This is a genomic window from Micromonospora sp. NPDC048905 (genome assembly GCF_040649655.1).
Lineage (GTDB): Bacteria > Actinomycetota > Actinomycetes > Mycobacteriales > Micromonosporaceae > Micromonospora.
Genome location: NZ_JBEZFV010000022.1, coordinates 1 through 24827 on the forward strand (window position 1 = coordinate 1; position 24827 = coordinate 24827).

The 24827-nt window shown below is 72.0% G+C and carries 25 protein-coding genes; 11 read left to right on the forward strand and 14 right to left on the reverse strand.

The genetic code is table 11. From position 1 onward, the window contains the following. Nucleotides 1-2974 (forward strand): BTAD domain-containing putative transcriptional regulator (locus tag AB0C01_RS32730; protein ID WP_357572968.1); only part of this gene is annotated, 2974 nt, incomplete at its 5' end. Here the strand turns inward: AB0C01_RS32730 and AB0C01_RS32735 are convergent. Then, nucleotides 2962-3498, reverse strand: coding sequence for a hypothetical protein (locus AB0C01_RS32735; protein ID WP_357572969.1), 537 nt, complete (start codon nucleotides 3496-3498; stop codon nucleotides 2962-2964). The two genes, AB0C01_RS32730 and AB0C01_RS32735, sit on opposite strands and share 13 nt — an antisense overlap. 200 nt (nucleotides 3499-3698) lie before the next feature. Between AB0C01_RS32735 and AB0C01_RS32740 the strand changes: the two genes are divergently transcribed. Together AB0C01_RS32740 and AB0C01_RS32745 are read left to right on the forward strand one after the other, a co-directional pair. Further along, nucleotides 3699-4547: a hypothetical protein gene (locus AB0C01_RS32740; RefSeq protein WP_357249317.1), complete on the forward strand. Its 849-nt coding sequence runs from the start codon at nucleotides 3699-3701 to the stop codon at nucleotides 4545-4547. A gap of 166 nt (nucleotides 4548-4713) precedes the next feature. Then, on the forward strand, nucleotides 4714-5928 hold the full coding sequence (locus tag AB0C01_RS32745) for a low temperature requirement protein A (protein WP_357572970.1): 1215 nt from the start codon (nucleotides 4714-4716) through the stop codon (nucleotides 5926-5928). On the opposite strand, the gene AB0C01_RS32750 is transcribed toward AB0C01_RS32745, so the two are convergent. The 4 genes from AB0C01_RS32750 to AB0C01_RS32765 all read right to left on the reverse strand — a co-directional run bounded on the left by AB0C01_RS32750 (nucleotide 5895) and on the right by AB0C01_RS32765 (nucleotide 9425). Further along, nucleotides 5895-6503 (reverse strand): thymidine kinase, encoded by a 609-nt coding sequence (locus AB0C01_RS32750; protein WP_357249671.1) that lies wholly within the window; start codon nucleotides 6501-6503, stop codon nucleotides 5895-5897. The two genes, AB0C01_RS32745 and AB0C01_RS32750, sit on opposite strands and share 34 nt — an antisense overlap. 164 nt (nucleotides 6504-6667) lie before the next feature. Then, nucleotides 6668-8062: an MFS transporter gene (locus AB0C01_RS32755; protein ID WP_357249311.1), complete on the reverse strand. Its 1395-nt coding sequence runs from the start codon at nucleotides 8060-8062 to the stop codon at nucleotides 6668-6670. A 19-nt stretch (nucleotides 8063-8081) separates the two neighbouring features. Then, nucleotides 8082-8849, reverse strand: coding sequence for a glycerophosphodiester phosphodiesterase (locus AB0C01_RS32760; RefSeq protein WP_357249308.1), 768 nt, complete (start codon nucleotides 8847-8849; stop codon nucleotides 8082-8084). A gap of 78 nt (nucleotides 8850-8927) precedes the next feature. Further along, entirely contained in the window at nucleotides 8928-9425 is a 498-nt protein-coding gene (locus AB0C01_RS32765; protein WP_357249305.1) for a MarR family transcriptional regulator, read from the reverse strand. Nucleotides 9426-9460: 35 nt separating this feature from the next. Here AB0C01_RS32765 and AB0C01_RS32770 point away from each other — a divergent pair, with 35 nt between their 5' ends. Continuing rightward, the gene (locus AB0C01_RS32770) at nucleotides 9461-10360 is read left to right on the forward strand and encodes an alpha/beta hydrolase (protein ID WP_357572971.1); all 900 of its coding nucleotides are present in this window, start codon (nucleotides 9461-9463) and stop codon (nucleotides 10358-10360) included. Nucleotides 10361-10494: 134 nt separating this feature from the next. Here AB0C01_RS32770 and AB0C01_RS32775 read toward each other — a convergent pair whose 3' ends face one another. Together AB0C01_RS32775 and AB0C01_RS32780 are read right to left on the reverse strand one after the other, a co-directional pair. Then, nucleotides 10495-11337 carry an SDR family NAD(P)-dependent oxidoreductase gene (locus AB0C01_RS32775; RefSeq protein WP_357572972.1) on the reverse strand — a complete coding sequence of 281 codons (843 nt, stop codon included), beginning with the start codon at nucleotides 11335-11337 and terminating at the stop codon, nucleotides 10495-10497. Nucleotides 11338-11450: 113 nt separating this feature from the next. Next, nucleotides 11451-12215, reverse strand: a complete 765-nt coding sequence (locus AB0C01_RS32780) for a lysophospholipid acyltransferase family protein (RefSeq protein WP_357573007.1) — start codon at nucleotides 12213-12215, stop codon at nucleotides 11451-11453. Nucleotides 12216-12367: 152 nt separating this feature from the next. On the opposite strand from AB0C01_RS32780, the gene AB0C01_RS32785 reads away from it, so the two are divergent. The 5 genes from AB0C01_RS32785 (at nucleotide 12368) to AB0C01_RS32805 (ending at nucleotide 17666) form a co-directional block, all read left to right on the forward strand. Further along, complete coding sequence (locus tag AB0C01_RS32785; RefSeq protein ID WP_357573008.1) at nucleotides 12368-13780, forward strand: cytochrome ubiquinol oxidase subunit I; 1413 nt, start codon at nucleotides 12368-12370, stop codon at nucleotides 13778-13780. A gap of 18 nt (nucleotides 13781-13798) precedes the next feature. Further along, nucleotides 13799-14797: a cytochrome d ubiquinol oxidase subunit II gene (gene cydB / locus AB0C01_RS32790; RefSeq protein WP_357572973.1), complete on the forward strand. Its 999-nt coding sequence runs from the start codon at nucleotides 13799-13801 to the stop codon at nucleotides 14795-14797. 86 nt (nucleotides 14798-14883) lie between these two features. Beyond that, nucleotides 14884-16077: a GNAT family N-acetyltransferase gene (locus AB0C01_RS32795; protein WP_357249286.1), complete on the forward strand. Its 1194-nt coding sequence runs from the start codon at nucleotides 14884-14886 to the stop codon at nucleotides 16075-16077. Between the two features lie 75 nt (nucleotides 16078-16152). After that, nucleotides 16153-16737, forward strand: coding sequence for an RNA polymerase sigma factor (locus AB0C01_RS32800; RefSeq protein ID WP_357249283.1), 585 nt, complete (start codon nucleotides 16153-16155; stop codon nucleotides 16735-16737). Continuing rightward, complete coding sequence (locus tag AB0C01_RS32805; RefSeq protein ID WP_357572974.1) at nucleotides 16734-17666, forward strand: CU044_5270 family protein; 933 nt, start codon at nucleotides 16734-16736, stop codon at nucleotides 17664-17666. Before AB0C01_RS32800 ends, AB0C01_RS32805 begins: the two co-directional genes overlap by 4 nt. 46 nt (nucleotides 17667-17712) lie before the next feature. On the opposite strand, the gene AB0C01_RS32810 is transcribed toward AB0C01_RS32805, so the two are convergent. After that, complete coding sequence (locus tag AB0C01_RS32810) at nucleotides 17713-18147, reverse strand: hypothetical protein (protein ID WP_357572975.1); 435 nt, start codon at nucleotides 18145-18147, stop codon at nucleotides 17713-17715. Nucleotides 18148-18244: 97 nt separating this feature from the next. On the opposite strand from AB0C01_RS32810, the gene AB0C01_RS32815 reads away from it, so the two are divergent. Further along, complete coding sequence (locus AB0C01_RS32815) at nucleotides 18245-18697, forward strand: MarR family winged helix-turn-helix transcriptional regulator (protein ID WP_357249274.1); 453 nt, start codon at nucleotides 18245-18247, stop codon at nucleotides 18695-18697. A 6-nt stretch (nucleotides 18698-18703) separates the two neighbouring features. On the opposite strand, the gene AB0C01_RS32820 is transcribed toward AB0C01_RS32815, so the two are convergent. The 3 genes from AB0C01_RS32820 to AB0C01_RS32830 all read right to left on the reverse strand — a co-directional run bounded on the left by AB0C01_RS32820 (nucleotide 18704) and on the right by AB0C01_RS32830 (nucleotide 20806). Beyond that, nucleotides 18704-19381: a hypothetical protein gene (locus AB0C01_RS32820; protein ID WP_357572976.1), complete on the reverse strand. Its 678-nt coding sequence runs from the start codon at nucleotides 19379-19381 to the stop codon at nucleotides 18704-18706. Nucleotides 19382-19465: 84 nt separating this feature from the next. Then, nucleotides 19466-19927 (reverse strand): peroxiredoxin, encoded by a 462-nt coding sequence (locus tag AB0C01_RS32825; protein WP_357572977.1) that lies wholly within the window; start codon nucleotides 19925-19927, stop codon nucleotides 19466-19468. A gap of 45 nt (nucleotides 19928-19972) precedes the next feature. After that, nucleotides 19973-20806, reverse strand: a complete 834-nt coding sequence (locus AB0C01_RS32830) for a patatin-like phospholipase family protein (RefSeq protein ID WP_357572978.1) — start codon at nucleotides 20804-20806, stop codon at nucleotides 19973-19975. An 88-nt stretch (nucleotides 20807-20894) separates the two neighbouring features. Here AB0C01_RS32830 and AB0C01_RS32835 point away from each other — a divergent pair, with 88 nt between their 5' ends. Beyond that, complete coding sequence (locus AB0C01_RS32835; protein WP_357572979.1) at nucleotides 20895-21623, forward strand: SDR family oxidoreductase; 729 nt, start codon at nucleotides 20895-20897, stop codon at nucleotides 21621-21623. Between the two features lie 89 nt (nucleotides 21624-21712). Here the strand turns inward: AB0C01_RS32835 and AB0C01_RS32840 are convergent, their stop codons facing one another. The 3 genes from AB0C01_RS32840 to zwf form a co-directional block, all read right to left on the reverse strand. After that, nucleotides 21713-21838 carry a hypothetical protein gene (locus tag AB0C01_RS32840; protein ID WP_357249256.1) on the reverse strand — a complete coding sequence of 42 codons (126 nt, stop codon included), beginning with the start codon at nucleotides 21836-21838 and terminating at the stop codon, nucleotides 21713-21715. Continuing rightward, the gene (locus AB0C01_RS32845; protein ID WP_357249253.1) at nucleotides 21835-23247 is read right to left on the reverse strand and encodes an OFA family MFS transporter; all 1413 of its coding nucleotides are present in this window, start codon (nucleotides 23245-23247) and stop codon (nucleotides 21835-21837) included. Before AB0C01_RS32845 ends, AB0C01_RS32840 begins: the two co-directional genes overlap by 4 nt. Before the next feature lie 147 nt (nucleotides 23248-23394). After that, entirely contained in the window at nucleotides 23395-24774 is a 1380-nt protein-coding gene (gene zwf, locus AB0C01_RS32850) for a glucose-6-phosphate dehydrogenase (protein WP_357572980.1), read from the reverse strand. Between the last annotated feature and the right edge of the window lie 53 nt (nucleotides 24775-24827).

Genomic DNA, 24827 nt, shown 5'->3' on the forward strand with positions numbered 1-24827 from the left:
CCTGATCGATGCGTTGTCGCAGCCCACCAGCCCGTCGGACGCGCACCCGCTGGCCCGGGTCGCCGTGGACGAGGTATCCGCGCTCAACGGGGACGACCAACTGGCTCTGGTGCGGCTGTTGAGCGCGCTGCCGGGTCAGCCGGCGGTGACGCTGGCGGCTCGACAACCGCTTGCCGACGCGGCGCGAAGCGCCTGCGCCGGGCCCGTCGTGCACCGTGGGCCGGAAACCCTCGCCCTCGACCGGGACGCGGTCGCCCGGATCCTGCGCGACGAACACGCGGTGCCCGACAGCGACCTCGCCTACCTGGTCTACGAGCTGACCGCCGGCTGGCCGGCGTGGGTGCACCTCGCCGGTGACGCCCTCGGCCGGCAGGGCATCGGCCGCCGGGAGCTGCTCGCGGCCCTGACCGAACCCGGCACCGCCGGCGGGCACTTCGCCCGCGACGAGATCCTCGCCGACCTACCCGCGCAGGTGACGAGTCTGCTCGGCCGCGTCCACCACCTCGACCCGATCACCGCGCCGCTGTGCGCGGCCATCGACGCTGGCACGCCAGCGGCGACCGCGCAGGCGCTGCGTTGGTCGACCCGCACCGGGTTGTTGGTCGCCCATCCCCGCCGACGATCCGGCCCGACCTCGTCGACGTTGCAGCTGGTGCCTGTGCTGGCGGCGGTGGTGGCCCAGCAGGCAGGCCGGCCCGACGGCCCGGGGCGCCGTCGGTTGTCCGCCGCCGCCGACTGGTACCTGGCCAACGCGCACCCGCTGGCGGCTGCCCGAGCCCTGCACGACGCGAGCGACATCCCCCGCTGTGCCGGGCTGATCGTCAGCCACGGTGAGGACATGCTCGCCGGTGGTGGGGCACCGGATGTCGTCGACCTGATCAGCGTGTTGCCCTCGGCCGAGCAGAACCCCGACCTCCAACTGATCTTCGGCGACGCGTTGCGGATGTCCGGCTCGGTGACCTGGGCGTCGCGGGTCTTCGCCCCGCTGCTGGCCCGATCGGACCAGGACCGTCGCTGGCCGGCCCGGCTGCTGTGGCGGGCCGCGATGGTGCCGTACCTGCGCACCGACTACGCCGGTGCCCTCGCGGTGCTCGACCGGGTGAGCGCGCCGCCGACGGTCACCCCACCCGGCCCCGACGACGTCCTGCTGCTGGCCTGCCGCGCCAGCACCCTCGCCCAGCTCGGCCGGGTCGACGAGGCGGTCAGCACCGGGGCGCGGGCGCTGGGCGCGGCGCGGCAGCTCAACGAGGACGCCCCGTTGGCGGCGGCGCACATCGCGGCCGCGCTGACCTCGTCCGGTGTCCGCCGCGACGGGCACCTGGCCGAGGCGCTGGCGGCGGCGGAACGCGCGGGTGACCTGGTCCAGCAGGCGCGGGTCCTGGTCAACCAGGCGCACTGCCTGCTGCGGGAGGCCCGGTACCCGTCGGCGCTGGCCACCGCCGTGCGGGCGGTCCGCGCGGCGGAACTCGCCGGACCGCCGGGAGTGTTGGTGACCGCGCTGCACAACGCGGGTGAGGCGCTGGTGCGGTTGGGCCGCTACGACGAGGCGACCCTGCACTTCACCCGTTCCAAACTGGTCTCGCAGCGGTTGGGACTCAACCGGGCGGCCTTCGGCGTGTACGGGTTGGCCGAGGTCAGTCGCCGCCTTGGCCGACGGGAGGAGGCGTTGGCGGCCTTCACCGAGGCCGCGGAGCTGGCCCGGGACGTGGGCGACCTACAGGTACGCATCCCGGCGCTGGTCGGCCTGGCCCGGCTGCGCTGTGAGGGCGCCGCAGCCGACCTCACCGCCGCTCGTGCCGCCGCCGACGAGGCACACCGACTGGCACCGGCGTTCCTGCTCTCCTGCGCGCTGGCGGCGACGGGCTGGGTGGCGTACGCCGGGGGTGACCTGGAGATGGCCCGGCGGCGGGCGGCCGAAGCGGTGCGGGCGGCCCGGACCGGGCGGCAGGCCGACGCGTTGGCCGAGGCGTTGGAACTCACCGCCGCGGTCGCCGCCGACCCGGCCGCGAGCCGGGACGCGCTGCTGGAGGCCGGGGCGATCTGGCGGGCGGCGGGCGCGGGACCGGCCGTCGAACAGACAGTCGTCCTGCTGGGTCGGGTCCCCGGCGCCGACGGCGCGCAGCGTTCGGCGGCGCAGGAGGCCGCCAACCGGCTGCTGGCGCTCGGGGTCGAGACGGTCGACGGACGGCAGTTGTCCGAGCCGTCCGTCGACGGCGGCACCGTCGAGGTGCGGGTGCTCGGGCGGTTCGAAGTCATCGTCGGCGGGCGGGAGGTACCGCTGCCGTCGTGGCGGTCCCGGCAGGCCCGCACGTTACTGAAGATCCTCGTCGCCCGACGCGGCCGTGCCGTGGGGCGAGCGGAGCTGTGCGAGCTGCTGTGGCCCGACGACGAGCCCCGGCGGACCGCGCACCGCCTGTCGGTGTTGCTGTCCGCTGTGCGTGCCGTGCTCGACCCTCCCCGGCGGTGGCCCGTCGACCGGTACGTGCGCGCCGACCTGACCGGCGTGCGCATCGACCTGACCCGGGTGGTCGTCGACGCGGAGAACGTCCTCGCTGACGTCCCGCGGGCCGAGCGACTCGCCCGCGACGGTGACCCGGCGCGGGCCCGCGCGCTGCTCGCCGAGGTGGACGCCGCCTACCGGGGGGACGCCTTCGCCGACGAGCCCTACGAGGACTGGGCCGACGGGCTGCGGGAAGAGGCCCGCTCGGTGTGGTTGCGGGCGCTGCGTGAACTGGCCCGCCGATACCGGCGCGACGGTGACGCCGACCGGGCCGCCACCACTCTGGTCCGGCTGCTCGACGCCGACTCCTACGACGAGTGGGCGCACCGCGCGCTGGTCGCGACGCTTGTCGGTGCCGGCCGGCACGGAGAGGCTCGGCGGGCGTTCGACAGGTGGGTGGGGGCGATGCGCGCGATCGACGCACCGCCCCCGGACCCGGGCGTGCTGCGGGCGACGGCTGGTCAGCAGTTGTAGAGGTTCTCGTTGCCGTCGTTGGTGTCCACGTACGAGTAGAAGACCATGTCGCTGCTGGTCTCGTCGTCCTCCGCGCAGGTGTCCTCCCCGGGCCCACCGTCGAGGCTGTCGCCGTCGCTGACCACGCCCCAGACGGTGACGCCGGCCACCCCGATCAGCAGGTCCGCGCCGTTGGCGCCGGAGAGGTGGTCGTCGCCGTAGAGACCGGCCAGCACATCGTCGCCGGCCCCGCCGACAATGAAGTCCCCGCAGTCGTTACCGAACAGAACGTCGTCGCCGCCACCGCCGTGGATCGTGTCGACGCCACCGCCGCCGTAGATGATGTCGTCACCGCCGAGCCCGTAGATCTCGTCGGGTCCGCCGCTGCCGTGCAGGATGTCGTCGCCGTCGGTGCCCATGATCGGGTCGCCGTCGGTGGCGGCGCACGGATTGACGTCCGGGTCGGCGTGCGCCGCGCCACCGCTGACGCCGATCAGAGCGCCGCTGACCAGGAGGGCGGCCAGCGCCGCCGCTCGGATACGCATGATGGGACCTCCCGTTCGTGGACCCCGTCCGGAGCCCGGTGACGCCGCGATGACGTCGCCGGCACTGTCGCAGCCGCCCGTCATCGTGGCGTCAGTACGGCGTGGCCGTCCGCGGTGCTGACGCGCTCCTGACGAGGGTGCGGAGTCTGATCGCAACGCCGTCGTCGACAGTCGACGAGGCAGTGCGGAGGGAACATCCGATGAAGCGGAAACTGGCCGGTCTGGCAGTGCTGACCGGCATGGCGGCGGCCACAACGCTGCTCGCACCGACAACCCCGGCGCAGGCGTCGGTCGGCCTGTACCGGGTCGCCGCCACCAGCGTCCTGGACGCGACGAACGCCAAGACCATGCCCATCTCCTGCAACGGCGCGGACCAGGTCGTCGGTGCCGGCGGGCGGATCAACGACGGTCAGGGTGACGTCCTGATGACCCGGGTCTACGCCGACGCCACCCTGCACACGGTGACCGTGCTCGGGGTGGAGGCCAACGCCACGAACGTGCCCTGGTCGGTGGACGCGTTCGCGGTCTGCGCCCCGGCCGGGGCGGTGGCCGGCCTGCAACTGGTCACCACCACGTCGGTCAACAACGCCCTCGACAAGGTGGGCGTCACCGCCGTCTGCCCGGCGGGCAAGAAGACCTTCGGCGGCGGGTACCGGATCGACAACGCCAACGCCGCGGTGGCGATCGACGAACTGGCGTACACCTCGGCGCTCGGCTCGGTGTCGAGCACCGCGTACGTGTTCGGCGCGCCGGGCAACTTCACGTTGCAGACCCAGGCGTTCTGCGGCACCCCGCTGCCGGCGATGGCGTTGACGGAGGCGACGAGCGCGTTCAACGCGGCCTCGCCGAAATCCGTGACGACGCTGGCCTGCCCGGCGGGGTCGCAGACCGCGGGGGTCGGCGCGGTGTTGACCGGGCTCACCGGGGCCGGCTCGGTGGCGACGTTGTTGCCCAAGCCGGCACTGGACACCGCTGAGGCGACCGGACGGGAGATCGTCGCGTTCGCCGCGGCGTGGAACGTCAGGGCGCAGCAGGTCTGCGTGGGCTGAACCACCCGCGTCACGGCCGGCCGTCCCCAGCACGGGGGCGGCCGGTCAGCGCGTGGAGTCGATTTCCGGCTTGTCGCCCGTCGGTGCGATCGTATTCTCTACCGTCGGTAGTCGTGGATGCCGGGAATGCGCAGGCCGCCGGCCCGATCCGGCGGGCAGGCGCGCGGTGACCCGCTCCGGATCGGACGGCCATCCGCTGCACCCGGATCTGCTACGCCCGCGTCGTGGCGTGGAGCGGACCACCTCCACCGAGTTGTTCTTCGACCTGGTCTACGTCTTCACCATCACCCAGTTGTCGCACTACCTGAGCAGGGATCTCGACTGGTCGGGCGCTGGCCGGACCGCGGTCCTACTGGGCCTGGTCTGGTTGGTCTGGATCTACACCGTGTGGGCGGGCAACTGGCTGCGCCCGGATCGGGCACCGGTGCGAGCCGTCCTGCTGCTGGTGACGCTGGGCAGCCTGCTGCTCGCGGCGGCGCTGCCCGGCGCGTTCGGCGACAACGGCCTGCTCTTCGCCGGGGTGTACGCGGCGGTGCAGGTGGGGCGGACGGTCTTCGCCCTGTGGGCGATCCGCGGTCAGCCGTGGCTCGGTGACAGCTTCCGCCAGTGCGTGGTCTGGGTTTCCGGCACCGCCGCGCTGGCGGTCGTCGGCGGCCTGGTGGACACCCCGGCCCGGGAGGTGATCTGGATCGCGGTGATCGCCGTCGACGCGATCGGGCTGGCGACCGGGTTCCCGGTGCCCGGGTTGGGGCGCAGCGCCCCGGAGCACTGGGAGGTGGAGGGCGGGCACCTCGCCGAACGCTGTCAGGCGTTCATCCTCATCGCGCTGGGGGAGTCGATCCTGATCACCGGGGGGACGCTGACACGGCACCTGGACCGGGGGACGATCGCCGCGTTCCTGCTCGCCTTCGCGGGCTCGGTGGCCCTGTGGTGGGTGTATTTCGACCGGGCACAGGACGTGATGGCGGTGTTGGCGGGTGCGGGTGAGCGCGCCGGTGGGCTCTCGCGACTGGTGTTCAACTATCTGCACCCGGTCATGGTGGCCGGCATCGTCGTCACCGCGGTCGGCGACGAGCGACTGCTGCGCGCCCCCGGTGAACCTGTCGGCTGGGCCGGCGCGCTGGTCATGCTGGGCGGTCCGGCGCTGTTCCTGACCGGGCACGCCGCGTACCAGCTGGTGCTGCGCGACGGCGGGGCGGTGGCCAGGTTCGCGGCGGCGGTGCTGCTGCTCGCCCTGTCGCCGGCGGCGGTCGCGCTGCGGTCCCCGGTCGCGGTGGCCGCCAGCGCGGCGCTACTGGTCACGGTCGGGGTGATCGTGGCCGACCAGGTGTCGGCTCGGCGGGCGGGTCAGTCGCGGGGGCCGAGGTCGCCGCTGCGGTAGTGCCGGCGGCAGAGCACCTGGTAGCGCACCTCGGCGGTGTCGACGGTGTCGCCGATGACGACCTGCGCGCCCTCGCGGACCACCCGCCCGTCGAAGACACGGGCGTTGAGCAGTCCTTCCCGGCCGCACCAGCAGAGCACCTCGACCTGGATGCGGGCCACCTCGTCGGCCAACTCGAACAGGCGTTGCGCGGCGGGGAACAGGCAGGACCGGAAGTCGGTGGCCAGGCCGAACGCAAACACGTCCACGTCGTAGCTGTCGACCAACTCGGCCATCTGCTCGACGTGCTCCACGGTGTAGAAGCACGCCTCGTCGCAGATCAGGTAGTCGACGCGTACCCCGTCGGCCCACCGCCCGCGGACCAGGGCCCGCAGGTCCAGGTCGTCGGTGACCTCGATGGCCTCGTGGGCCAGGCCGATGCGCGTGGTGACCTGCGGGCCCAGCGACCTGTCGATGCGGGTGGTGACCAGCCCCCGGCGACCCTGCCGGGCGTGGTTGTAGTTCATCTGCAACGCCATCGTCGACTTGCCGCAGTCCATCGGCCCCCAGAAGAACTTCAACGCCGCGGCGTGCACCGGCCGCCCGTCGAGCCCGCGCGCGGCCGCGCACCCGGCCGGTGCGTGCGGCTGGCCGGGGAACGGGTGAGCCAGGCAGGTCGGAGCGGTGGCGGCGTCGTCTGTCACGGTCGGGCAGCCTAGCCGATCGGCCGAGGCTGATCTGCCGCGCGCGGGACGCGTGCTCAGAGCACCCGGGGCGGGGTGTTGCCGGCGGCGACGATGGCACGGCGGATCGGCACGGCGGCCAGGAGCAGGAAGCCGACCACGAAGAAGATCAGCAGTGAGACCAGGCCCACCCGGTAGGAGGCGGTGAGTTGGAACACCAGACCGAAGGCGAGCGGACCGAGCCAGCTGGTGCCCTTGTCGCTGATCTCGTAGAAGCCGTAGTACTCGCCTTCCTTGCCGACCGGGATGAGCTGGCTGAACAATGACCGGCTCAACGCCTGGCTGCCGCCGAGGACCAGGCCGATGCCCGCGCCGAGGATCATGAACGGCACCGGCGCCTCGGCGGGCAGCCGGAACGCGGCGATGATCACACCGGTCCAGAGCACCAGGCTGAGCAGCACGGTCTTCCACGCGCCGATGCGCCTGGCCAGCGCACCCAGGCTCAGCGCGCCGCCGAAGGCGAGGAACTGCACCAGCAGGATCGTGATGATCAGGGTGCTCTGCTCCAGGCGCAACTCCTCGGTGCCGTACTGGCTGGCCAGGGTGATGACGGTCTGGATGCCGTCGTTGTAGACCAGGAACGCGAGCAGGAAGAACAACGTCAACGGGTACGCCTTGATCTCGCGCATGGTGCGGCCGAGCTGCCGGAACCCGTCGGTGACCACGTTGCCACCACCGCCGGCCAGGGCCGCCGCGCTGGGGTGCTCACGCATCCAGCGCAGCGGCACCAGCGTGAACACCGCCCACCACACCCCGGCGGACACGATCGACCAGCGGGCCAGGTCCAGGGTGCGTTGCGGGTTGTCCCCCTCGTCGAGCAGGGTGATCGCGACGAGGTTCAACGCCAGCAGCAGACCGCCGCCGAGATAGCCGATCGCCCAGCCGCGGCTGGAGATGCCGTCGCGTTCGTCGGGGCCGCCGAGCTGCGGCAGGAACGAGTGGTACACGACGACCGCCGCGCCGAAGGAGATGTTCGCGATCAGGAACAACGCCCCGCCGAGCAGGTAGCGGTCGCCGGTGACGAAGGCCATCAGGATCGTCGCGCCGGCACCGGTGAACGCGGCCCCGCCGAGCAGCCGCTTCTTGTGCGCCGACCGGTCGGCGATCGCCCCGATGACCGGCAGCACGAACACGGTGAGGAACACCGACAGCGAGATCAGGTACGGATAGTAGGACCCGGCCGCGACCCGGATACCCAGCGGGTGCACGTACCCGTCGCAGGTGTCCGCGCCCAACTCGCAGCCGGCGGCCAACTCGGCGACAGTCGTCAGGAACGGGCCGAGGAACACGGTGATCACCGTGGTCTGGAACGCGGAGTTGGCCCAGTCGTAGATGTACCAGCCCCTGCGCTCGCGGCGGGTGCTCGCCGGGGGCGGGGTGTCGTCCACCGTGGGGGTCACGGTCTCGGCCATCCGGGGGTCCTTCGACGGTTCAGGCGGCCCAGTGGCCGCGGCTGCGGTAGACGTCGCGCAGCACGCCGACGTGATCGGTCATGATGCCATCCACACCGAGATCCAGTAAGTCGTGCATCTGGTCGGGTTGGTCGATCGTCCAGACGTGCACCTGCAGGCCGAGCCGGTGGCAGTAGTCGAGGAACCGGCGGTCCACCACCGGCACCCGCCCGTAGCGCGGCGGCACCTGCGCGGCGACCACCGACGGAGGCAACCGCAGCGGGCGTCCGTGCAGGGACGCGAGCCGCAGCCGGGCGACCCCGCGCATGCCGAGGCTGGTGGCGACCCGTCCGTCGGTGAGCGCGCGCAGCCGGGTCAGGCGGGCGTCGCTGAACGACGCGAGCAACACCCGGTCGGCGGCGCCGGCCCGGGTCACCGTCGCGACCGTCGGCTCGACGCCGCCGTCGGCCTTCACGTCGATGTTGAAGCGGACCTGCGGCCAGGCGCCCAGCACCTCGTCGAGCCGGGGTACGACGGCCGCGCCGCCGACGCGTACCGAGGCGAGGTCGGCCCAGCTCAGCTCGGCGATGCGCCCGGCCTCACCGGTGACCCGTCGCAACGTCGGGTCGTGGAAGATCACCGCCACGCCGTCCGCGGTGGCGTGCACGTCGGTCTCCACGTACCGGTAGCCGAGCCCGACGGCGCGGGCGAACGCCTCGGCGGTGTTCTCGTCGCCCTCGGCGGCACCGCCACGGTGGGCGAACGCCAGTGGCGCGGGCGCGTCCAGATAGCCGAATCGGGTCAACACGCGACGCAGTATGCCCCCGGTTGGTGGCCGGCGGGTGGCCGGCCGGCGTCTGTCGCCCGCCCGCGCGGACCAGGCTCGTCAGCCGGCAGGCGTGCCGACGCCGCCGTGTTCCAAGGTGGCGCGAAGCCGGGCCAGTGTGTGACCGAGTTCCGCGACCTGGGCCGGGGCGATCGACCGACCGAGGTGCGTGTCCAGGTGTTCCTGGAAGGTGCCTTCGGCGGCGTCGACGAGTTCCGCGCCCTGCGGGGTCAACTCCAGAAGCAGTGACCGGCCGTCGGCCGGGTTCGGCACGCGCCGAACCCAGGCTCGGGCTTCGAGCCGGCCCACGCCCTTGCTGGTCGCCCCGACGCCGATCGCGAAGAACTCGGCGAGATCGGCGACCCGCGAACCAGGATGGTCACGGAGGTAGCTCAGAAACTCGAACTGCGAAGCCACGATGCCGTGCGTGCGGCGCAACGTCTCGTTCAGGGCGTTGTAGAGCCGCGTCTCGCAGCGGACCAGGTCGCTGAAGACCTGAGCCAGTGTGACGGACCCGGCACCGGAAAAAGATGCCGCGGCAGGTATATTAGCTTCCACGGCAGCTACTTTATCGCCCGTGGGAGGCATCGGACATGAGCAGGGAACAGCGCGCGGCCATCGACGCCATGCTGGGCGGCGGGCCCAAGGGCTTCGCGCCCGAGCCGGTCGAGACGATGCGCGAGAGCTTCGACGCGCTCATGGCGTCGTTCCCGGTTCCTCCGGTGCGGACCTCGGAGCTGACCCTGGGCGGCCGTCCGGCAGTGCTTGTCGAACCGGAGGGCCAGACCCGCCCGGGCACCATCCTGTACTTTCACGGCGGCTCGTTCGCGCTCGGATCTCCGCGCACCGCGATGGGCCTGACCGCGAGTCTGGTCACGCGGACCGGAATGCGGGCCTTCTCCCTCGACTACCGGCTGGCCCCGGAGAACCCGTTCCCGGCGGCGATCGAGGACTGCCTCGCGGCGTATCGGTCCCTGCTCGACAGCGGCGTCGCCGCCGAGTCGATCGCCTTCGCAGGCGATTCCGCAGGCGGTGGCCTCACGGTGACCACCACCCTCGCCGCCCGAAACGCCGGGCTACCTCTGCCGGGCGCGCTTGTCGCTTTCTCGCCCGGCCTGGACCACACCCGCACGGGCGAGTCGATGGACACCAAGGAGGGCATCGACCCGTTCTTCACCCGGCAGGGCATGGCCCACACGGCAGAGTTCTACCTCGCCGGCCAGGACCCGAACCAGGTGCTTGCGGCACCCGCCGTGCTCGCCGACCTGACCGGCTTCCCGGCGATCCTGCTCCAGGTCGGCACGAACGAACTGTTGCTCGACGACTCGGTCCGGCTGGCCAAACGCGCCCGCGACGCCGAGGTCGACGTCATCCTCGACATCACCGCCGGCGTTCCGCACGTCTTCCAGTCCTTCATCGGCCAACTCGACGAGGCCGACCACGCCCTGGACCGCGCCGCGATGTTCATCACGCAGCGACTACAGACCCCCTGAGCGCCTCCCGGCCAGGGAAACCCAAGCCGGCGACGCTGCCACGTGGTCGGGGTGACATCGGGAGCCGGGGCGAGACGGGGTGTCCGGGACGCGGGCATGGACCGACCTGCCCCGCCCGCCACTCGTGCCCGCTGTCAGACCAGCCAGCCGCCGGTCATCCGCGCCACCGCGGCGCCGTCGAGGTCGGCGAGCTTGACGCCGACGAACTGCCGGGCGCCGTCGGAGGTCTGCACCCGCACCGGCGGTGCCGGGTCGCTCAGCACGGCGAGCACCGCCGCCGCGGCGTCGGCGGGGGACTGCGCGGCGGCGAACGCCTGCCCGGTGCGGGCCAGGTACGCGCGCAGCGCCGGCCCGTACACCCCGGCGGCGTCGATGGCGGCGTCGGCGTCGATGGCGATGTTGGTGACGAACTCGCTGGCCACCGCGCCCGGCTCGACGAGGGTGACGCGTACGCCGGTGGTCGCGGCGAGCGGGGCGAGGGATTCCAGGTACCCCTCGACGGCGAACTTCGCCGCGCAGTACGCCTCGTTGAACGGCTGCCCGACGATCCCGCCGACGCTGGAGACGGTGACCAGTCGGCCCCGGCTGGCCCGCAGGTGGGGCAGGGCTGCGCGGCTGACGTGCAGGACGCCGAAGAAGTTGACCTCCATCACGGCCCGGACGTCGTCGACGCTGTCCTGTTCCAGGGTGCCCACGTGCCCGGCGCCGGCGTTGTTGATTACCGCGTCGAGCCGGCCGTACGCGCCGATCACGTCCTCGACGCAGCCGGTGACCGCGTCCGGGTCGGTGACGTCGAGTCGGCGTACGTCGATCAGGTCGGCGACCCCGGCGGCCTCGGCGGCGTCGCGCAGCCGGTCGGCGCGCGTGACGTCGCGCATGGTGGCGACGGTCCGCCAGCCGGCCCGCGCGCAGCCCAGCGCGATCTCCAGCCCGATGCCGGTGGACGTTCCGGTGATCAGCACGGTCTGCTCGCTCATGGTCTTCCCTCTCGTGGTGATCGACGTGGTTTCCCGCAGGTCGGGGTGTCTGGGGTGCAGGTGTGCCCCGGTTTCCGGGCAGCCGAGTCGAGCACGGCACCCCGCCCGGTCCGTCAGCTCAACCGACGGTGGGCGCGGCTGGTGTCGGCGGGGCGGCTGGGATCGACGTGGCGGGGCAGGTCCGGTTCGTCGGGGCGCAGCGGGGCGAGGGTGTCGGTGAGCGCGTCGATGATCCGGTCGGTGGCGCGGCGGGCGGCGCCGGGAGTGGCGGTGTTCGTCTCGCCCAGGTCGACGGGCGCGCCGAAGTGCACCCGGATCACCGGGCGGCGCCACATCGCGTGGGCGACGCCGCGCAGCATTCCGCGGGGCGCCTGGTAGGGCAGCACCTCGTGGGCGCCCCACTGGGCGATCGGCACGACCGGGGCGCCACAGGCCAGGGCGAGTCGGGCGGCGCCGGTCTTGCCGCGTTCGGGCCACATGCCGGGGTCCAGGCCGATGCGACCCTCGGGGTAGATGAGGATCACCGACCCGCTGGCGACGGCGCTGGCCGCGTCGTCGAGTGCCCGGTGGACGGCGCTGGTGCCCCGGTCGACCCGGATGTGCCCGGCATGGCGCATGGCGGTGCCGAGCACCGGCACGCGGAACAGCCCGGCGGTCGCCATGATTCGGGGGGCGATGCCGCGGGTCTGGCAGGCGGCGGCCATGACGAGGGGGTCGAACGGGCTGATGTGGTTGGCGGTCAGCACCAGCGGGCCGCGCCGCAGGTGCGCCGGGACGTCGCCGGTGACGTCGAGGCGGGCGAGCAGGCCGACCAGGCCCCGGGCCAGGAGGAGGGCTGCGCGCCAGATCAGCGGCGGCTGCCAGGTGGAGGTGTTCATCAGCGCGCCATCGTCGCACGCGGTGGGGTGATCGCGAGGTCGGGTCGGGGTGATCAGGGTCATGGGCGCGGGGTGGGTGCGGGTCAGCCGAGCGTCTACGACGAGCAGTAGTATTTACTACGTCTCGTAGTATGAGTAGCTGGGGGTTTCAGGTGGACGCGTTGGACGTTGCCCGCTGGCAGTTCGGTGTCACCACCGTCTACCACTTCCTCTTCGTGCCGCTGACCATCGGCCTGTCCGTGCTGGTCGCCATCCTGCAGACGATGTGGCACCGCACCGGCAACGAGCGCTACCTGAAACTCACCAAGTTCTACGGCAAGCTCTTCCTGATCAACTTCGCCATGGGCGTGGTCACCGGGATCGTGCAGGAATTCCAGTTCGGCATGAACTGGAGCGACTACTCCCGCTTCGTCGGCGACATCTTCGGCGCACCCCTGGCCATCGAGGCGCTCGTCGCGTTCTTCCTCGAATCGACGTTCATCGGCCTGTGGATCTTCGGCTGGGACCGGTTGCCCAAGCGGGCGCACCTGGCCAGCATCTGGGCCGCCGCGATCGGCACGAACCTGTCCGCGTACTTCATCCTCGCGGCGAACTCGTTCATGCAGAACCCGGTCGGCTACCGCATCAACCCCGACAGCGGGCGCGCCGAGCTGACCGACTTCCCGGCCGTGCTGACCAACAAGGTCGCCCTGATCACCTTCCCGCACACCCTGGCCGGCTCGTTCCTGGTCGCCGGGTCGCTGATCGTCGCGGTCGGCCTGTGGCACGTGATCCGCAACCGCGGCTCCGCCGACACCGACGCCTACCGCTTCGCCACCAGGTTCGGCTCCTGGGTGGTCCTGGTCGCGTCCGCCGCCGTGCTGTTCACCGGCGACATCCAAGGCAAGATCATGACGGACGTGCAGCCGATGAAGATGGCCGCCGCCGAGGGCCTCTACACCACCGAGAGCCCCGCCTCGTTCTCCGTGCTCACCATCGGCAGCCTCGACGGCAGCCGCGAGGTGTTCGCCCTCAAGATCCCGTACCTGCTGTCGTTCCTGGGCACCGGCGACCCGCACGGCACCGTCCGCGGCATCGACGACCTGCAGGCCCAGTACGCCACCCAGTACGGCGCGGGCAGCTACACCCCGATCATCCCGGTCACCTACTGGAGCTTCCGCTTCATGATCACCTTTGGGTTGGCCGCCGGCGCGATCGCCCTGCTGGTGCTGTGGAGCCAGCGCAGGGGCCGCACCCCGAGCAGCAAGTGGCTGCTGCGCGCCGGGCTGGCCATGCCGGTGCTGCCGTTGCTGGCCAACTCCTTCGGCTGGATCTTCACCGAGATGGGCCGCCAGCCGTGGATCGTCTTCGGCGAGATGCTCACCCGCAACGGGGTGTCGCGCAGCGTGTCGCTGGCCGAGGTGCTCACCTCGTTCACCGCCTTCACGCTCATCTACGCCACCCTCGCCGTGATCGAGGTGAAGCTGCTGCTGCGCTACGCCAAGGCCGGCGTGCCGGACGTCAGCGAACAGCCGCCCGCCGACGACACCGACGACGCCGAGCGCCCGCTCGCCTTCGCCTACTGATCCCGGACGGAGCTCATCGTGGAACTGACCACCATCTGGTTTCTCCTCGTCGCCGTGCTGTTCACCGGGTACTTCATCCTGGAGGGCTTCGACTTCGGCGTCGGCATGCTGCTGCCTGTCCTCGGCCGCGACGACCGCGAGCGCCGCGTCCTGATCAACACCATCGGCCCGGTCTGGGACGGCAACGAGGTCTGGCTGATCACCGCCGCCGGTGCCATGTTCGCCTCCTTCCCCGAGTGGTACGCCACCCTGTTCTCCGGCTTCTACCTGCCGCTGCTGCTGATCCTGCTGGCCCTGATCGCCCGGGGCGTGGCCTTCGAGTACCGGCACAAGCGCCCCGAGGCGTCCTGGAAACGCCGGTGGGACGCGGCGATCGTGGTCGGCTCGCTGCTGCCGGCAGTCCTGTGGGGCGTCGTCTTCGCCAACATCCTGCGCGGGGTCCCGCTGGACGGCGACCACGAGTACGTCGGTGGGCTCGTGGACCTGCTCAACCCGTACGCCCTGCTCGGTGGCGCGACCACCCTCGCGCTGTTCGCAACCCACGGCGCGGTGTTCCTCGCCCTCAAAACCACCGGCGACATCCGTGAGCGCGCGGGCGCGCTCGCGGTGCGCCTGGGCGTCGGCGCCGCCGTGCTCGCGGTCGCGTTCCTGACCTGGACGTTGAGCATCCGCTCCAGCACGGCGGCCGTCGTGCTCGCCGTCGGCGCGGCCCTCGCCCTGCTCGGTGGCCTGGCCGCCGCCCGGGTACGCCGAGAGGGCTGGGCGTTCACCGGCACCGCCGTGGCGATCGGCCTAGCCGTGGCGACCCTGTTCGCGGCGCTGTTCCCGAACGTGCTGCCCTCCACCCTGGACGCGGCCGGCACGCTGACAGCCACCAACGCCGCCGCCACCCCGTACACCCTGAAGATCATGACCTGGGTGGCGGTGATCTTCACCCCGGTCGTGCTCGCGTACCAGGCCTGGACGTACTGGGTGTTCCGCAAGCGCATCGGCGTGGCCAACATCCCGCAGCACTGAGCGTGTCCGGCCGGGAGAATGGGGGCGCCCTCGCACCTGTTCGAAAATCGGCGGTCGGCGCGTATCCGCCCCGCTAGGGTGTGCCGATGCCCGAGCCCGTGCACGTTCGTGAACTCGCCGCCGACGACCTCGACGCCGCCTGGGAGTTGGGTCGGTTCGCGTTCGGCTCCGACCCGCAGCCCCCCGCGCACGCCACCGTCACGCCCGCCGGCATGACCCGCTACGGCGCGTTCGACGACAGCGGTCGGCTCGTCGGCAAGGCCGTCGACCGGCACCACGACCAGTGGTGGTCGGGCCGGGCGGTGCCGGCCGCCGACGTCGCCGGGGTGGCGGTCGCCCCCGAGACCCGGGGCCGGGGCGTGGCCCGTGCCCTGCTCACCGCCCTGCTGCGCGGCGCCCGGGAGCGGGGAGCGGCGGTCAGCGCGCTCTACCCGACCGTCGCCGCCCCGTACCGGGCCTGCGGGTGGGAGGCCGCCGGCGTGCTGCGTACCGTCGATCTGGCCACCGCCGCGCTGCCCCGGCACCGGCCCAGCCCGGAGGTGACCGTGCGGGCCGGCACACCGGCCGACCTGCCGGCCGTCGCCGACCTCTACGAGCGGGTCGCCCGGCACCGCAACGGCATGCTGACCCGCCGGGGTGAGCTGTTCGACTTCTTCGCCGCCGACCGGGGTCTGCCCGGCGACGGTCTCACCCTCGTCGAGGACGACGGCGACCTGGTCGGGTACGCCACCTGGCAGCGGGGCCGAGGCTACGGCGCCGACTCGGTCCTCACCGTCGACGAGGCCCTGGCCGTCACCGCCGAGGCTGCCCGGGAACTCGTCGGAGTCCTCGCCAGCTGGGCCAGCGTCGCGCCGACGGTACGGCTGTGCCCTCTCGACGGTGACGCGGTCAGCACCGTCCTGCCGTTGGAGGCGGCGCGCGACCACGAGCGGGACCTGTGGATGCACCGGCCGGTCGACGTCGCCCGCGCGGTGAGCGCGCGGGGGTGGCCCGCCCACGCCCGGGGTGTCGTCGACTTCACCCTCACCGACGCGCTCGCCGACTGGAACACCGGCACGTGGCGGCTGACCGTCACCGACGGCGCGGCCGAGCTGACCCGGGTCGGTGGCGAGGCCGACCTGCGGTTGGACGTGCGCGGTTTCGCCCTCCTGTACGCCGGGGCGGCGCAGGCCCGATCGGTCGCGCAGGCCGGCCTGCTGCACCACAGCCCGGGTGCCGACCCGGCCGCGCTCGACCTGCTGGGCGCCGGCGGCCCGGCGCAGTTGCTCGACTACTTCTGACCGGCGTCGCCCGGGTGCCGGTGGATTCGCGCACCGGACGTGGGAACTCAACCGTCGCAGCGGACAGATACAGGTGTGACAGCCGAGATGCGGGCCCGGATCCGGGCCGGAGACTCCGAGGCGTTGGGTGAGCTCTTCGACGAGCACGCCGACGCGATCCATCGACATGCGCTGTGGAGCGGAGGCGACCCGGCGCACGCCGAGGACGTGGTGTCGCTGACCTTCCTCGAGGCGTGGCGGATCCGCGGATCCCTGCGCCCGGACGGGGACAGTCTGCGCCCGTGGCTGCTCGGCATCGCGACGAACGTGCTGCGCAATCGCCGTCGGGCGGCGCGCCGGCACCGGGAGGCGTTACGGCGGCTGCCGGTACGCGACGTCGTCCCGGACTTCGCCGACGAGGTCGTCAACCGGCTGTACGACGCCGACCAGGTGGCCGCCGCCCTGGCGGGACTGCGGGCGCTGCGCCGCGCCGACCGCGAGGTGTTCCTGCTCTGCGTGTGGTCGCACCTGGACTACGCGGCGGCGGCCGAGGCGCTGGGCGTACCCGTCGGGACCGTGCGCTCCCGGCTGTCGCGGGCCCGCACCCGGCTGCGGGCGCTGGCGCAGCAGGAGTTGACCGGCACCCGGATGACCCCCGTCGAGCAGGGAGAGTACCGATGAGAGAGACCTCCGCCCCGCCCGTGCCGGCCCTGCCGGCGCTGCGCCGACAGGCACTGCGGCATCATCTGCTGGCCGAGGTCCGGCGGCCGGCACGGCGGCCCCGGCGGGTCCGGGTGCTCGTGCCGGCGGCGGCGGCGCTGGCCGTCGTGGTCGCGGTCGGGGTGGTCGCCCAGCCGTGGGCGCCGCGCAGCGCTCCCCTTGTCGTCCCGGTCGTGCAGGGCGAACGCGTCGGCGCGACGCTGTTGCTCAACCGGATGGCCGTGGCCGCCGCCGACAAGCCGGTGCCACCGCCGGGCGAGGGCGGCTACGTCTACATCAAGAGCCGGGGCGCCTTCGCCGAACTCGGTGACGGCCCGGCGCGGCTGCGCCCGGTGCACGAGCGGGAGATCTGGATCCCCCGCGACGAACGGGGTGACGGTCTGCTGCGGCAGCCGTTCTTCGACGCGCCGATCGTCGGCGTGATTCCGGAGAGCGTGACGCTCACGGACGTGACTCCGAACGCCGCGCTCGTCGACCTGCCCGACGACCCGGACGCCCTGCTGGCGGAGCTGTACGCCGAACGCGAGGATCGGGGTCGGGGCACCAGCCACGACGGTGCGGCGTTCACCGCGATCGGTGACATCCTGCGCGAGTCGTTGGTGCCGCCGCGCACGAGCGCCGCGCTCTACCGGGCCGCGGCGAAGATCCCCGGGGTCGAGGTGGTGCGCGGGGTCACCGACGCGGCCGGGCGGCGGGGAATAGCCGTCGCCCACACCGAGCGCAGCCGCCGCGACGAGTGGATCTTCGATGAGCGGACGTTCGACTACCTCGGTGAGCGCAGCTATCTCGTGGCGGAGACCGCCGACGGGCCGCCCGGGACGGTGCTGGGCACGACCGCCGTGCTGCAGCGGGCCGTGGTGTCGCAGCTCGGGCAACGCCCGACGCGGTAGGTGGTTCAGGCGGCCGGCACCCCACGGGCTGGTGCCGGCCGCCCGGTCAAGCCGGGATCGCCGCCAGTTCGGCGTTCGCGCGTTGGGTGACGAGGGTGAGCACCCGTGCCGCGATGCTGGCCTCGTCGGTGGGGATGTCCGCGTACAGCCGGGCGGTGATTCCCGCTACGGCGTCGGCGACGCGGGCCTGCGTGGCGTGACCGGTGTCGGTGAGCCGCAGGGACGCCTCGTCGAGGTGCGCGAGGTCGGCGTCGGTGAGGCTGGCGATCACCTCGTACACGGCCGGTTCGTCGACCTTGAGGGTGCTGGTGATCCGACGCACGAGCTGCGCCGGCGCGACGGGGCCGGCGGCGAGGACGTTGAGCGCGAGGACCTGGCCGAAGTTGACGCCGAGGGGCGCGACGGCCCGTTCGAGCAGTGCCCGGGTGGCGTAGTGGGCCTGGCCGATGGACTGGCCGTTGAGGGTGGGAGTGGTGGACATGACGCCTCCTGAAATACATTGGCTGGACCAACGTTGGCGAGGCCAACGTAACAGTCGATCGTGGGTCGCGCCAACGATTCCTGTTAGGCTGCCGCCCATGGACGCCACCGCCCCGCAGTCACCCGCCGGGCTGCGCACCACCCCGACCTGGCTGCTCAACCAGACCGCCAGCCACGCCACCCGCCTGCTCACCGACGGCTTCGCCGCACACGACCTGCGCGGCTACCACTACCGGCTGCTCACCGCGCTCGCCGAGGACGGCCCCGCCAGCCAGGCCGACCTCGGCCGCCGCTGCGGCATCGACCGCAGCGACGTCGTCGCCGCCATCAACGACCTGGCCGGTCGGGGACTCGTCGTCCGCGCCCCCGACCCGGCCGACCGCCGCCGCAACGTCATCAGCCTCACCACCACCGGCGCCGACGAGGCCCACCGGCTGGGCGACACCCTCGACCGCGTCCAACGCGACCTGCTCGCCCCGCTGTCCGCCACCGAACGCGACCAGCTGACCCACCTGCTCACCCGGCTGCTGGACCACCACACCCGGCGCTGAACACGCTCAGCGGGCCTCGCGCAACTCCGCCAACCGGGCCTCGATCTCGGCCAGCTCCGCGCGCAGCTTGTCCGCCTGCTGCTCCGCCTCGGCCCGCTCGGTGCCCAGGATCTGCTCCACCGCCTCCTGCACCCCCGGCACGTCGACCAGAGCCACCATCTTCAACGCCTCCGCCGGCTTCACCACGTACGGCTTCGCCAAGGCCTTGCTGCCCTGCTGCGCGGCGACGGTCCACTCACCATCGGCGTACGCCAACGTCACGGTGAGACCCGCGGGACCCTTCGGCTTGACGGCCTTGACCGCCCGCCGCGCCGGCGGCTTCTCCGTCTGCTCCACCTTCGGCTCCTCCAGTCGCTGCGCGGGCACCCGCGGCGTGTCCAACACGAACTCCGGCGCCGCCACCGCCGGCGCCTCGGGCTCCGGCTTCGGCTCCACCACCCGACGCGTCACACCCTTGGGCGCCACCGCCAGGTCGGCGGGGGAGAACGGCAACTCGTCCCGACCGAACCGCACCACCACGAACTCGTCGGACACCTCGGGATCGGTCAGCTCGATCACCTGACCGACCTGACCGGCGATCTGACCCGCCGCCGCGGTGAACACCACCCGCGGCTTACGCCCGGCCGCCAACGCCTCCCGGATGCTCTGCACCTCGCTAGTGGACAAACCCTGGCCGGCATCCATCACAACCCTCTTCCGTACACCTGTTTGATTGCTGTCTTGATACCAGCCGGCTGCGACACCCGCCGCACGGGGCTCACACCCCGCTCAGCCGCCCAACGTCCGCAGCGCCCGGTCCGCGTGCTCGTTCATGCTGACCTCGCTGTGGATCACCTCGACGACCCGCCGGTCGACCCCGATCACGAACGTCATCCGCTTCATGCTCAACGGCCCCAACGGCACCCGCCGCTTGACCCCGAACTGCTGCGCCACCGCACCGTCGACGTCCGACAGCAACGGATAGTCGAAGCCGTGCAGCTTCGAGAACTCGGCCTGCTTCGCCACCGGGTCGCGGCTGATGCCCACCCGCGTCGCGCCCAGCGCCGTGAACTCCGCCGCGAGGTCGCGGAAGTGACAGCTCTCCGCCGTGCACCCCCGGGTCATCGCCGCCGGGTAGAAGAACAGCACCACCGGCCCCGCCGCCAGGAACTCCGACAACCGCCGGGGCGTGCCCGTCTCATCCGGCAGCTCGAAATCCCGCACCTCGTCGCCGACACCCACACCCGCCACCGCGCACCTCCATCGTCTGATCGATCGCGCGCAGAGCGTAAGCGATCACACCCAGAGCGCCGCCACCTCGTCGCCCACCACGTCGGCCTGGGCCCGCCCGGCCCGCGCCGCGCCCGCCCGCCGCGCCGGGTCCAGCACATTGCGGCCGATCGCCGCACGCGCCGCCGCGTCCGGCGTCACCACCACCACCCGCGACCCGGCCGCCCGCAACCCGGCCACCTGCGCCGACAGCCGCGGCATCGGCCCGAACGACGCCGACGTCGGCGCGAGCACCAGCACCGCCCGCGCGTCCGCCGCCAGATCCGCGTTCACCGACGAGCGCATCCCACCGTCGACGAACCGGCGCGCGCCGATCGTCACCGGCGGCCACACCCCCGGCACCGCGCAACTCGCGCCCACCGCCTCCACCAGGGACACCCCACTGTCGCGGTCGAACACCACGAACTCCCCGGACGACGCGTCCACCGCCGTGACCAGCAGCCGCCGCGCCGGCCACTCCCGCTGCGGCAGACGGGCCTCGATCACCGCCCGCTGCGACGCCTCCGACGGGGTACGCGCCGCCACCGCCATCGCCCCGATCCGCGCCCGCGAACGCACCGCGTCCCGGCTACGCCCACCGGCCCAGATCAGCCGCGCCAGCACCGACACACCCAGCCGCGCCGCCAGCTCACGCGACGGCGGCGCCAACTGCTCGGCGTAGAACCGCTGCACCGGCAACCCGGAACACACCTGCGCGCCGACGATCGACCCCGCCGACGTACCCACCACCAGATCCGCCTCGGTGACCGGCACACCCCGTTCGGTCAGCCCCGCCAGCAGCCCCAACTCCCAGGCCACCCCGGTCACCCCGCCCCCGCCGAGCACCAACGCCCGCCGCATGTGACGCTCCTCTCGACGACCAACCCGCGCCGGTCACGGTAGCGTCGGCACGACCATCGCGCAGCCGTCACACCCGCCGGGAGGCACCGTGGCACCCGTCACCGTCATCACCGGCGGCGGCCGGGGCATCGGCGCGGCCACCGCCCGCCGCCTCGCCCACACCGGTCACCACATCGCGCTGTGCTACCGCCGCGACGAGACCGCCGCCACCGCCGTCCTGGCCGACCTGCGCGCCGCCGGCGCACAGGCCATCGCGGTACGCGCCGACACCACCGACCCCGAGCAGGTACACCACCTCTTCGACGCGGCCGCCCAACTCGGCCCCCTCACCGGCCTGGTCAACAACGCCGGCGTCACCAGCCCGATCGGACCCTTCACCGACCTCCGCGTCGACGACCTGCGCCGAGTCGTCGACGTCAACCTCGTCGGCTACGTCCTCTGCGCCCAGCAGGCCGCCCGCCGCCTCACCGACGGCGGCGCGATCGTCAACGTCTCCTCCGCCGCCGCGACCCTCGGCAGCCCGGGGGAGTACGTGCACTACGCCGCCGTGAAAGCCGCCACCGACACCCTCACCGTCGGCCTGGCCAAGGAACTCGCCCCAAAAGGCATCCGGGTCAACGCCGTCGCACCCGGCATCGTGCGCACCGACATCCACGCCGACTCCGGCGTACCCGACCGCGCCGACACCGCCGCCGGCCGCATCCCGCTGGGCCGCGCCGGCGAACCCGACGAGATCGCCGCCGCCATCGCCTGGCTGCTCGGCCCGGACGCCTCGTACACCACCGGCACGGTCCTGCGGGTCTCCGGCGGTCTCTGACCACCCGTGCGCGGGCAGAGACCGCCGGACCACGTTCGTGGTCGGAGACCGCCGCACCACGTTCGTGGTCGGAGACCGCCGGACCGGGTTTACTGCGTGAACAGCTTCGCCGCCGTGATGACGGTCTGCACCACCCCGTAACCGAGCAGCACCGCCACCACCAACCAGGAGATCCACAACCGGGCCTGCTGCCCGGAACGGCTGTCGTCACTCATCGCGTGGCACTCCTCTCCACCGTCGTCTCCTCATCCACGCCACGCTCCGGCGCCGGTTCGTGGTAGCGCTGCGGCACCGGCCGCACCAGCAGGTTCGCCACGAAGCCCACAGCCAGCACACCCACCATCGTGAACAGCGCCGGCCGGTACGCCGCCGCCGTCAACGAACCCGGCTCGCCCTGCGCGTCGAGGAACCCGTTGACGATCAACGGACCCGCGATCCCCGCCGCCGACCACGCGGTCAGCAACCGGCCATGGATCGCCCCGACCTGGAACGTCCCGAACAGGTCCCGCAGGTACGCCGGCACCGTGGCGAACCCGCCCCCGTAGAACGACAGGATCACGCACGCCAACAGCACGAACAACGCCGTCGCGGTCTGCCCGACGAGCGCCAGCAGCGCGTACAGCACCATGCCGACACCCAGGTACACCAGATAGATCGGCTTGCGGCCGATGACGTCCGAGGTCGACGACCACACGAACCGACCCGCCATGTTGAACAGCGACAGCAGCCCCACGAACCCACCGGCCGCCGCCACCGACACCGCCGACGTGCCGTTGTCCCGGAAGAAGTCCTGGATCATCGGACTGGCCTGCTCCAGGATGCCGATGCCCGCGGTCACGTTGCAGAACAACACCACCCACAGCAGCCAGAACGAGCGGGTCTTCACCGCGTTGGCCGCCGACACGTTCGCCGTGGTGACAAGCGGTTTCGCCGCCACGCTCGCGGGATCGAAGCCGGCCGGGCGCCAGCCCTCCGCGGGCACCCGCACGTTCGCCACCCCGAACATCATGATCACGAAGTAGGCCAGGCCGAGCGTCACGAACAACCACACCAGCGCGCCGCCCGACGCCGTCGAGCCCGCGTTCGCCGGGTCGTAGCCGGGGTCGTAGAACGACAGCAGTTGCCGGGACAGGGGAGAGGCGACCATCGCCCCACCACCGAACCCCATGATCGCCAACCCGGTGGCCAGACCCGGCCGATCGGGAAACCACTTGATCAACGTGGAGACGGGGGAGATGTAACCGATACCCAGACCGATACCACCGAGCAACCCGTAACCCAGATACAGCAACCACAACTGCTTCGTGGCGATACCCAGCGAACCCACCAGGAAGCCGGCCGCCCAGAAACAGGCCGAGACGAACATCGCCTTACGCGGCCCGTTCGACTCCACCCAGGTCCCGGCGACCGCGGCGGACAACCCCAACATCACGATCGCGATGCTGAAGATCACCCCGATCGCGGTCTGGCTCGTGTCGAAGTGGGCGATCAGCGAGTTCTTGTAGACGCTTGTGGCATAGACCTGACCGATACAGAGATGAATGGCCAACGCCGCCGGGGGGATGAGCCACCTGCTGTAGCCGGGCGGCGCGACGGTGTGCCGACGATCGAGTGCGGAAAGCATGCGCTGCTTCCTCTCCGACGAGGACGAGAGACGTCCCGCACAACGTGCCCACACCACACGCAGGCGGCAAACCTCACCATCGCCGGACGGTCACCACGCTGAGCTGAGCGGTCAATCAGCACCACTGACCGGAAACCGCACCGCGCCCTACCCCAGATCCGGGGTATGCCACCCACCGACCAACGCGTCGGCGTCCGCCGGACCCCAACTGCCCCTGTCGTACGACTGCACCGCCGCCGGCAGATCCAGAATCGGCTCCACGATGCGCCACTCCTGCTCGATCGTCTCCGCCCGCGCGAAACGCAGGTGCTGCCCGTTCATCGCGTCGTCGAGCAACCGCTCGTACGCCTCCTGACGACGACCGAGCGCCGCACCGAAGTCGACAGACAGATCCACCGGACGACTCGCCACCTCCGCACCCGGGCTCTTCGCCTGGATCGACATCGTGATGCCGTCACCGCGACCCAACCGGAACCTCAGCAGGTTCGCGACAGTCACCGTGCCCCGCTCGGCCGGGATCAACGACCGCTGTGGCTGCTTGAACTCGACCACAACCTCCGTCGCCGTCCCCGGCAGGGACTTACCGGTCCGCAGATAGAAGGGCACACCCGCCCAGCGGGGCGAGTCGACAGTCAACCGCGTGGCCACGAACGTCTCCGTGTTCGACTCCGCCGCCACACCCCGCTCGTCCCGATAACCCGCGTACTGCCCCCGCACCGTGGACTCCGGCGACAACGGCGCGATCTGCCGCAGCACCCGCACCTCCGCCTCCCGGAACGCGGCGGCGTCGTCACCCTCGGGCGCCTCCATCGCGATCAACGCGACGACCTGCAGGATGTGGTTCTGCAGCACGTCCCGAGTCGCGCCCACCGTGTCATAGAAACCAGCGCGGCCCTGCGTGCCGAAACCCTCAGCCAGAGTGACCTGGATGTTGTCGATGTGCTGGTTGTTCCACAGCGGCTCGAACAACCGGTTCGCGAACCGGAAGGCGTACAACCCCTCGACGGCCTCCTTGCCGAGGTAGTGATCGATGCGGAACACCCGCTCCTGGTCGAAGGCCCCCCGCAGCGTGCGGTCCAGCTCACGCGACGACTCCAGATCACGCCCGAACGGCTTCTCCACGATGACCCGACCCCGATCGGCCAGACCAGCCGCCGCGAGACCCTCGACCACCGAACCGAACACCGCCGGCGGAATCGCCAAATAGAAGACCGGCCGCTCCGCGCCCCGCAGACGCTCGGCCAGCCGCTGGTACGTGGCCGGGTCCGCGTAGTCGCCGGAGATCATCGAAAGGTGGTGCGCCAGCCGGTCGAAGGTCTCGTCGTCCACCTCGTCGCTGGCCTCGGCTACCGACTTGCGGGCCATCGTGACGAGCTGCTCATCATCCCAGGGGGAGCGGGCCACCCCGATCACCGGAACGTCGAGGCGATCACGCCGAGTCAACTCGTACAGCGCCGGAAACAGCTTCTTCGAGACGAGGTCGCCAGTGACACCGAACAGCACTACCGCATCTGAGCGCATGTGCATGGCACTTCCATTCGATCATGTGATCCTGATCTTCCGAACGGAGAACCGCGCGA

Excerpts from the sequence above, each read along its gene's own strand:
- AB0C01_RS32735 (WP_357572969.1), bottom strand. The coding sequence starts at position 3,498 with ATGCGTATCCGAGCGGCGGCGCTGGCCGCCCTCCTGGTCAGCGGCGCT.
- AB0C01_RS32740 (WP_357249317.1), top strand. The coding sequence starts at position 3,699 with ATGAAGCGGAAACTGGCCGGTCTGGCAGTGCTGACCGGCATGGCGGCG.
- AB0C01_RS32755 (WP_357249311.1), bottom strand. The coding sequence starts at position 8,062 with ATGGCCGAGACCGTGACCCCCACGGTGGACGACACCCCGCCCCCGGCG.
- AB0C01_RS32770 (WP_357572971.1), top strand. The coding sequence starts at position 9,461 with ATGAGCAGGGAACAGCGCGCGGCCATCGACGCCATGCTGGGCGGCGGG.
- AB0C01_RS32775 (WP_357572972.1), bottom strand. The coding sequence starts at position 11,337 with ATGAGCGAGCAGACCGTGCTGATCACCGGAACGTCCACCGGCATCGGG.
- AB0C01_RS32780 (WP_357573007.1), bottom strand. The coding sequence starts at position 12,215 with ATGAACACCTCCACCTGGCAGCCGCCGCTGATCTGGCGCGCAGCCCTC.
- AB0C01_RS32795 (WP_357249286.1), top strand. The coding sequence starts at position 14,884 with ATGCCCGAGCCCGTGCACGTTCGTGAACTCGCCGCCGACGACCTCGAC.
- AB0C01_RS32805 (WP_357572974.1), top strand. The coding sequence starts at position 16,734 with ATGAGAGAGACCTCCGCCCCGCCCGTGCCGGCCCTGCCGGCGCTGCGC.
- AB0C01_RS32810 (WP_357572975.1), bottom strand. The coding sequence starts at position 18,147 with ATGTCCACCACTCCCACCCTCAACGGCCAGTCCATCGGCCAGGCCCAC.
- AB0C01_RS32815 (WP_357249274.1), top strand. The coding sequence starts at position 18,245 with ATGGACGCCACCGCCCCGCAGTCACCCGCCGGGCTGCGCACCACCCCG.
- AB0C01_RS32820 (WP_357572976.1), bottom strand. The coding sequence starts at position 19,381 with ATGGATGCCGGCCAGGGTTTGTCCACTAGCGAGGTGCAGAGCATCCGG.
- AB0C01_RS32830 (WP_357572978.1), bottom strand. The coding sequence starts at position 20,806 with ATGCGGCGGGCGTTGGTGCTCGGCGGGGGCGGGGTGACCGGGGTGGCC.
- AB0C01_RS32840 (WP_357249256.1), bottom strand. The coding sequence starts at position 21,838 with ATGAGTGACGACAGCCGTTCCGGGCAGCAGGCCCGGTTGTGGATCTCC.
- AB0C01_RS32845 (WP_357249253.1), bottom strand. The coding sequence starts at position 23,247 with ATGCTTTCCGCACTCGATCGTCGGCACACCGTCGCGCCGCCCGGCTAC.
- zwf (WP_357572980.1), bottom strand. The coding sequence starts at position 24,774 with ATGCACATGCGCTCAGATGCGGTAGTGCTGTTCGGTGTCACTGGCGAC.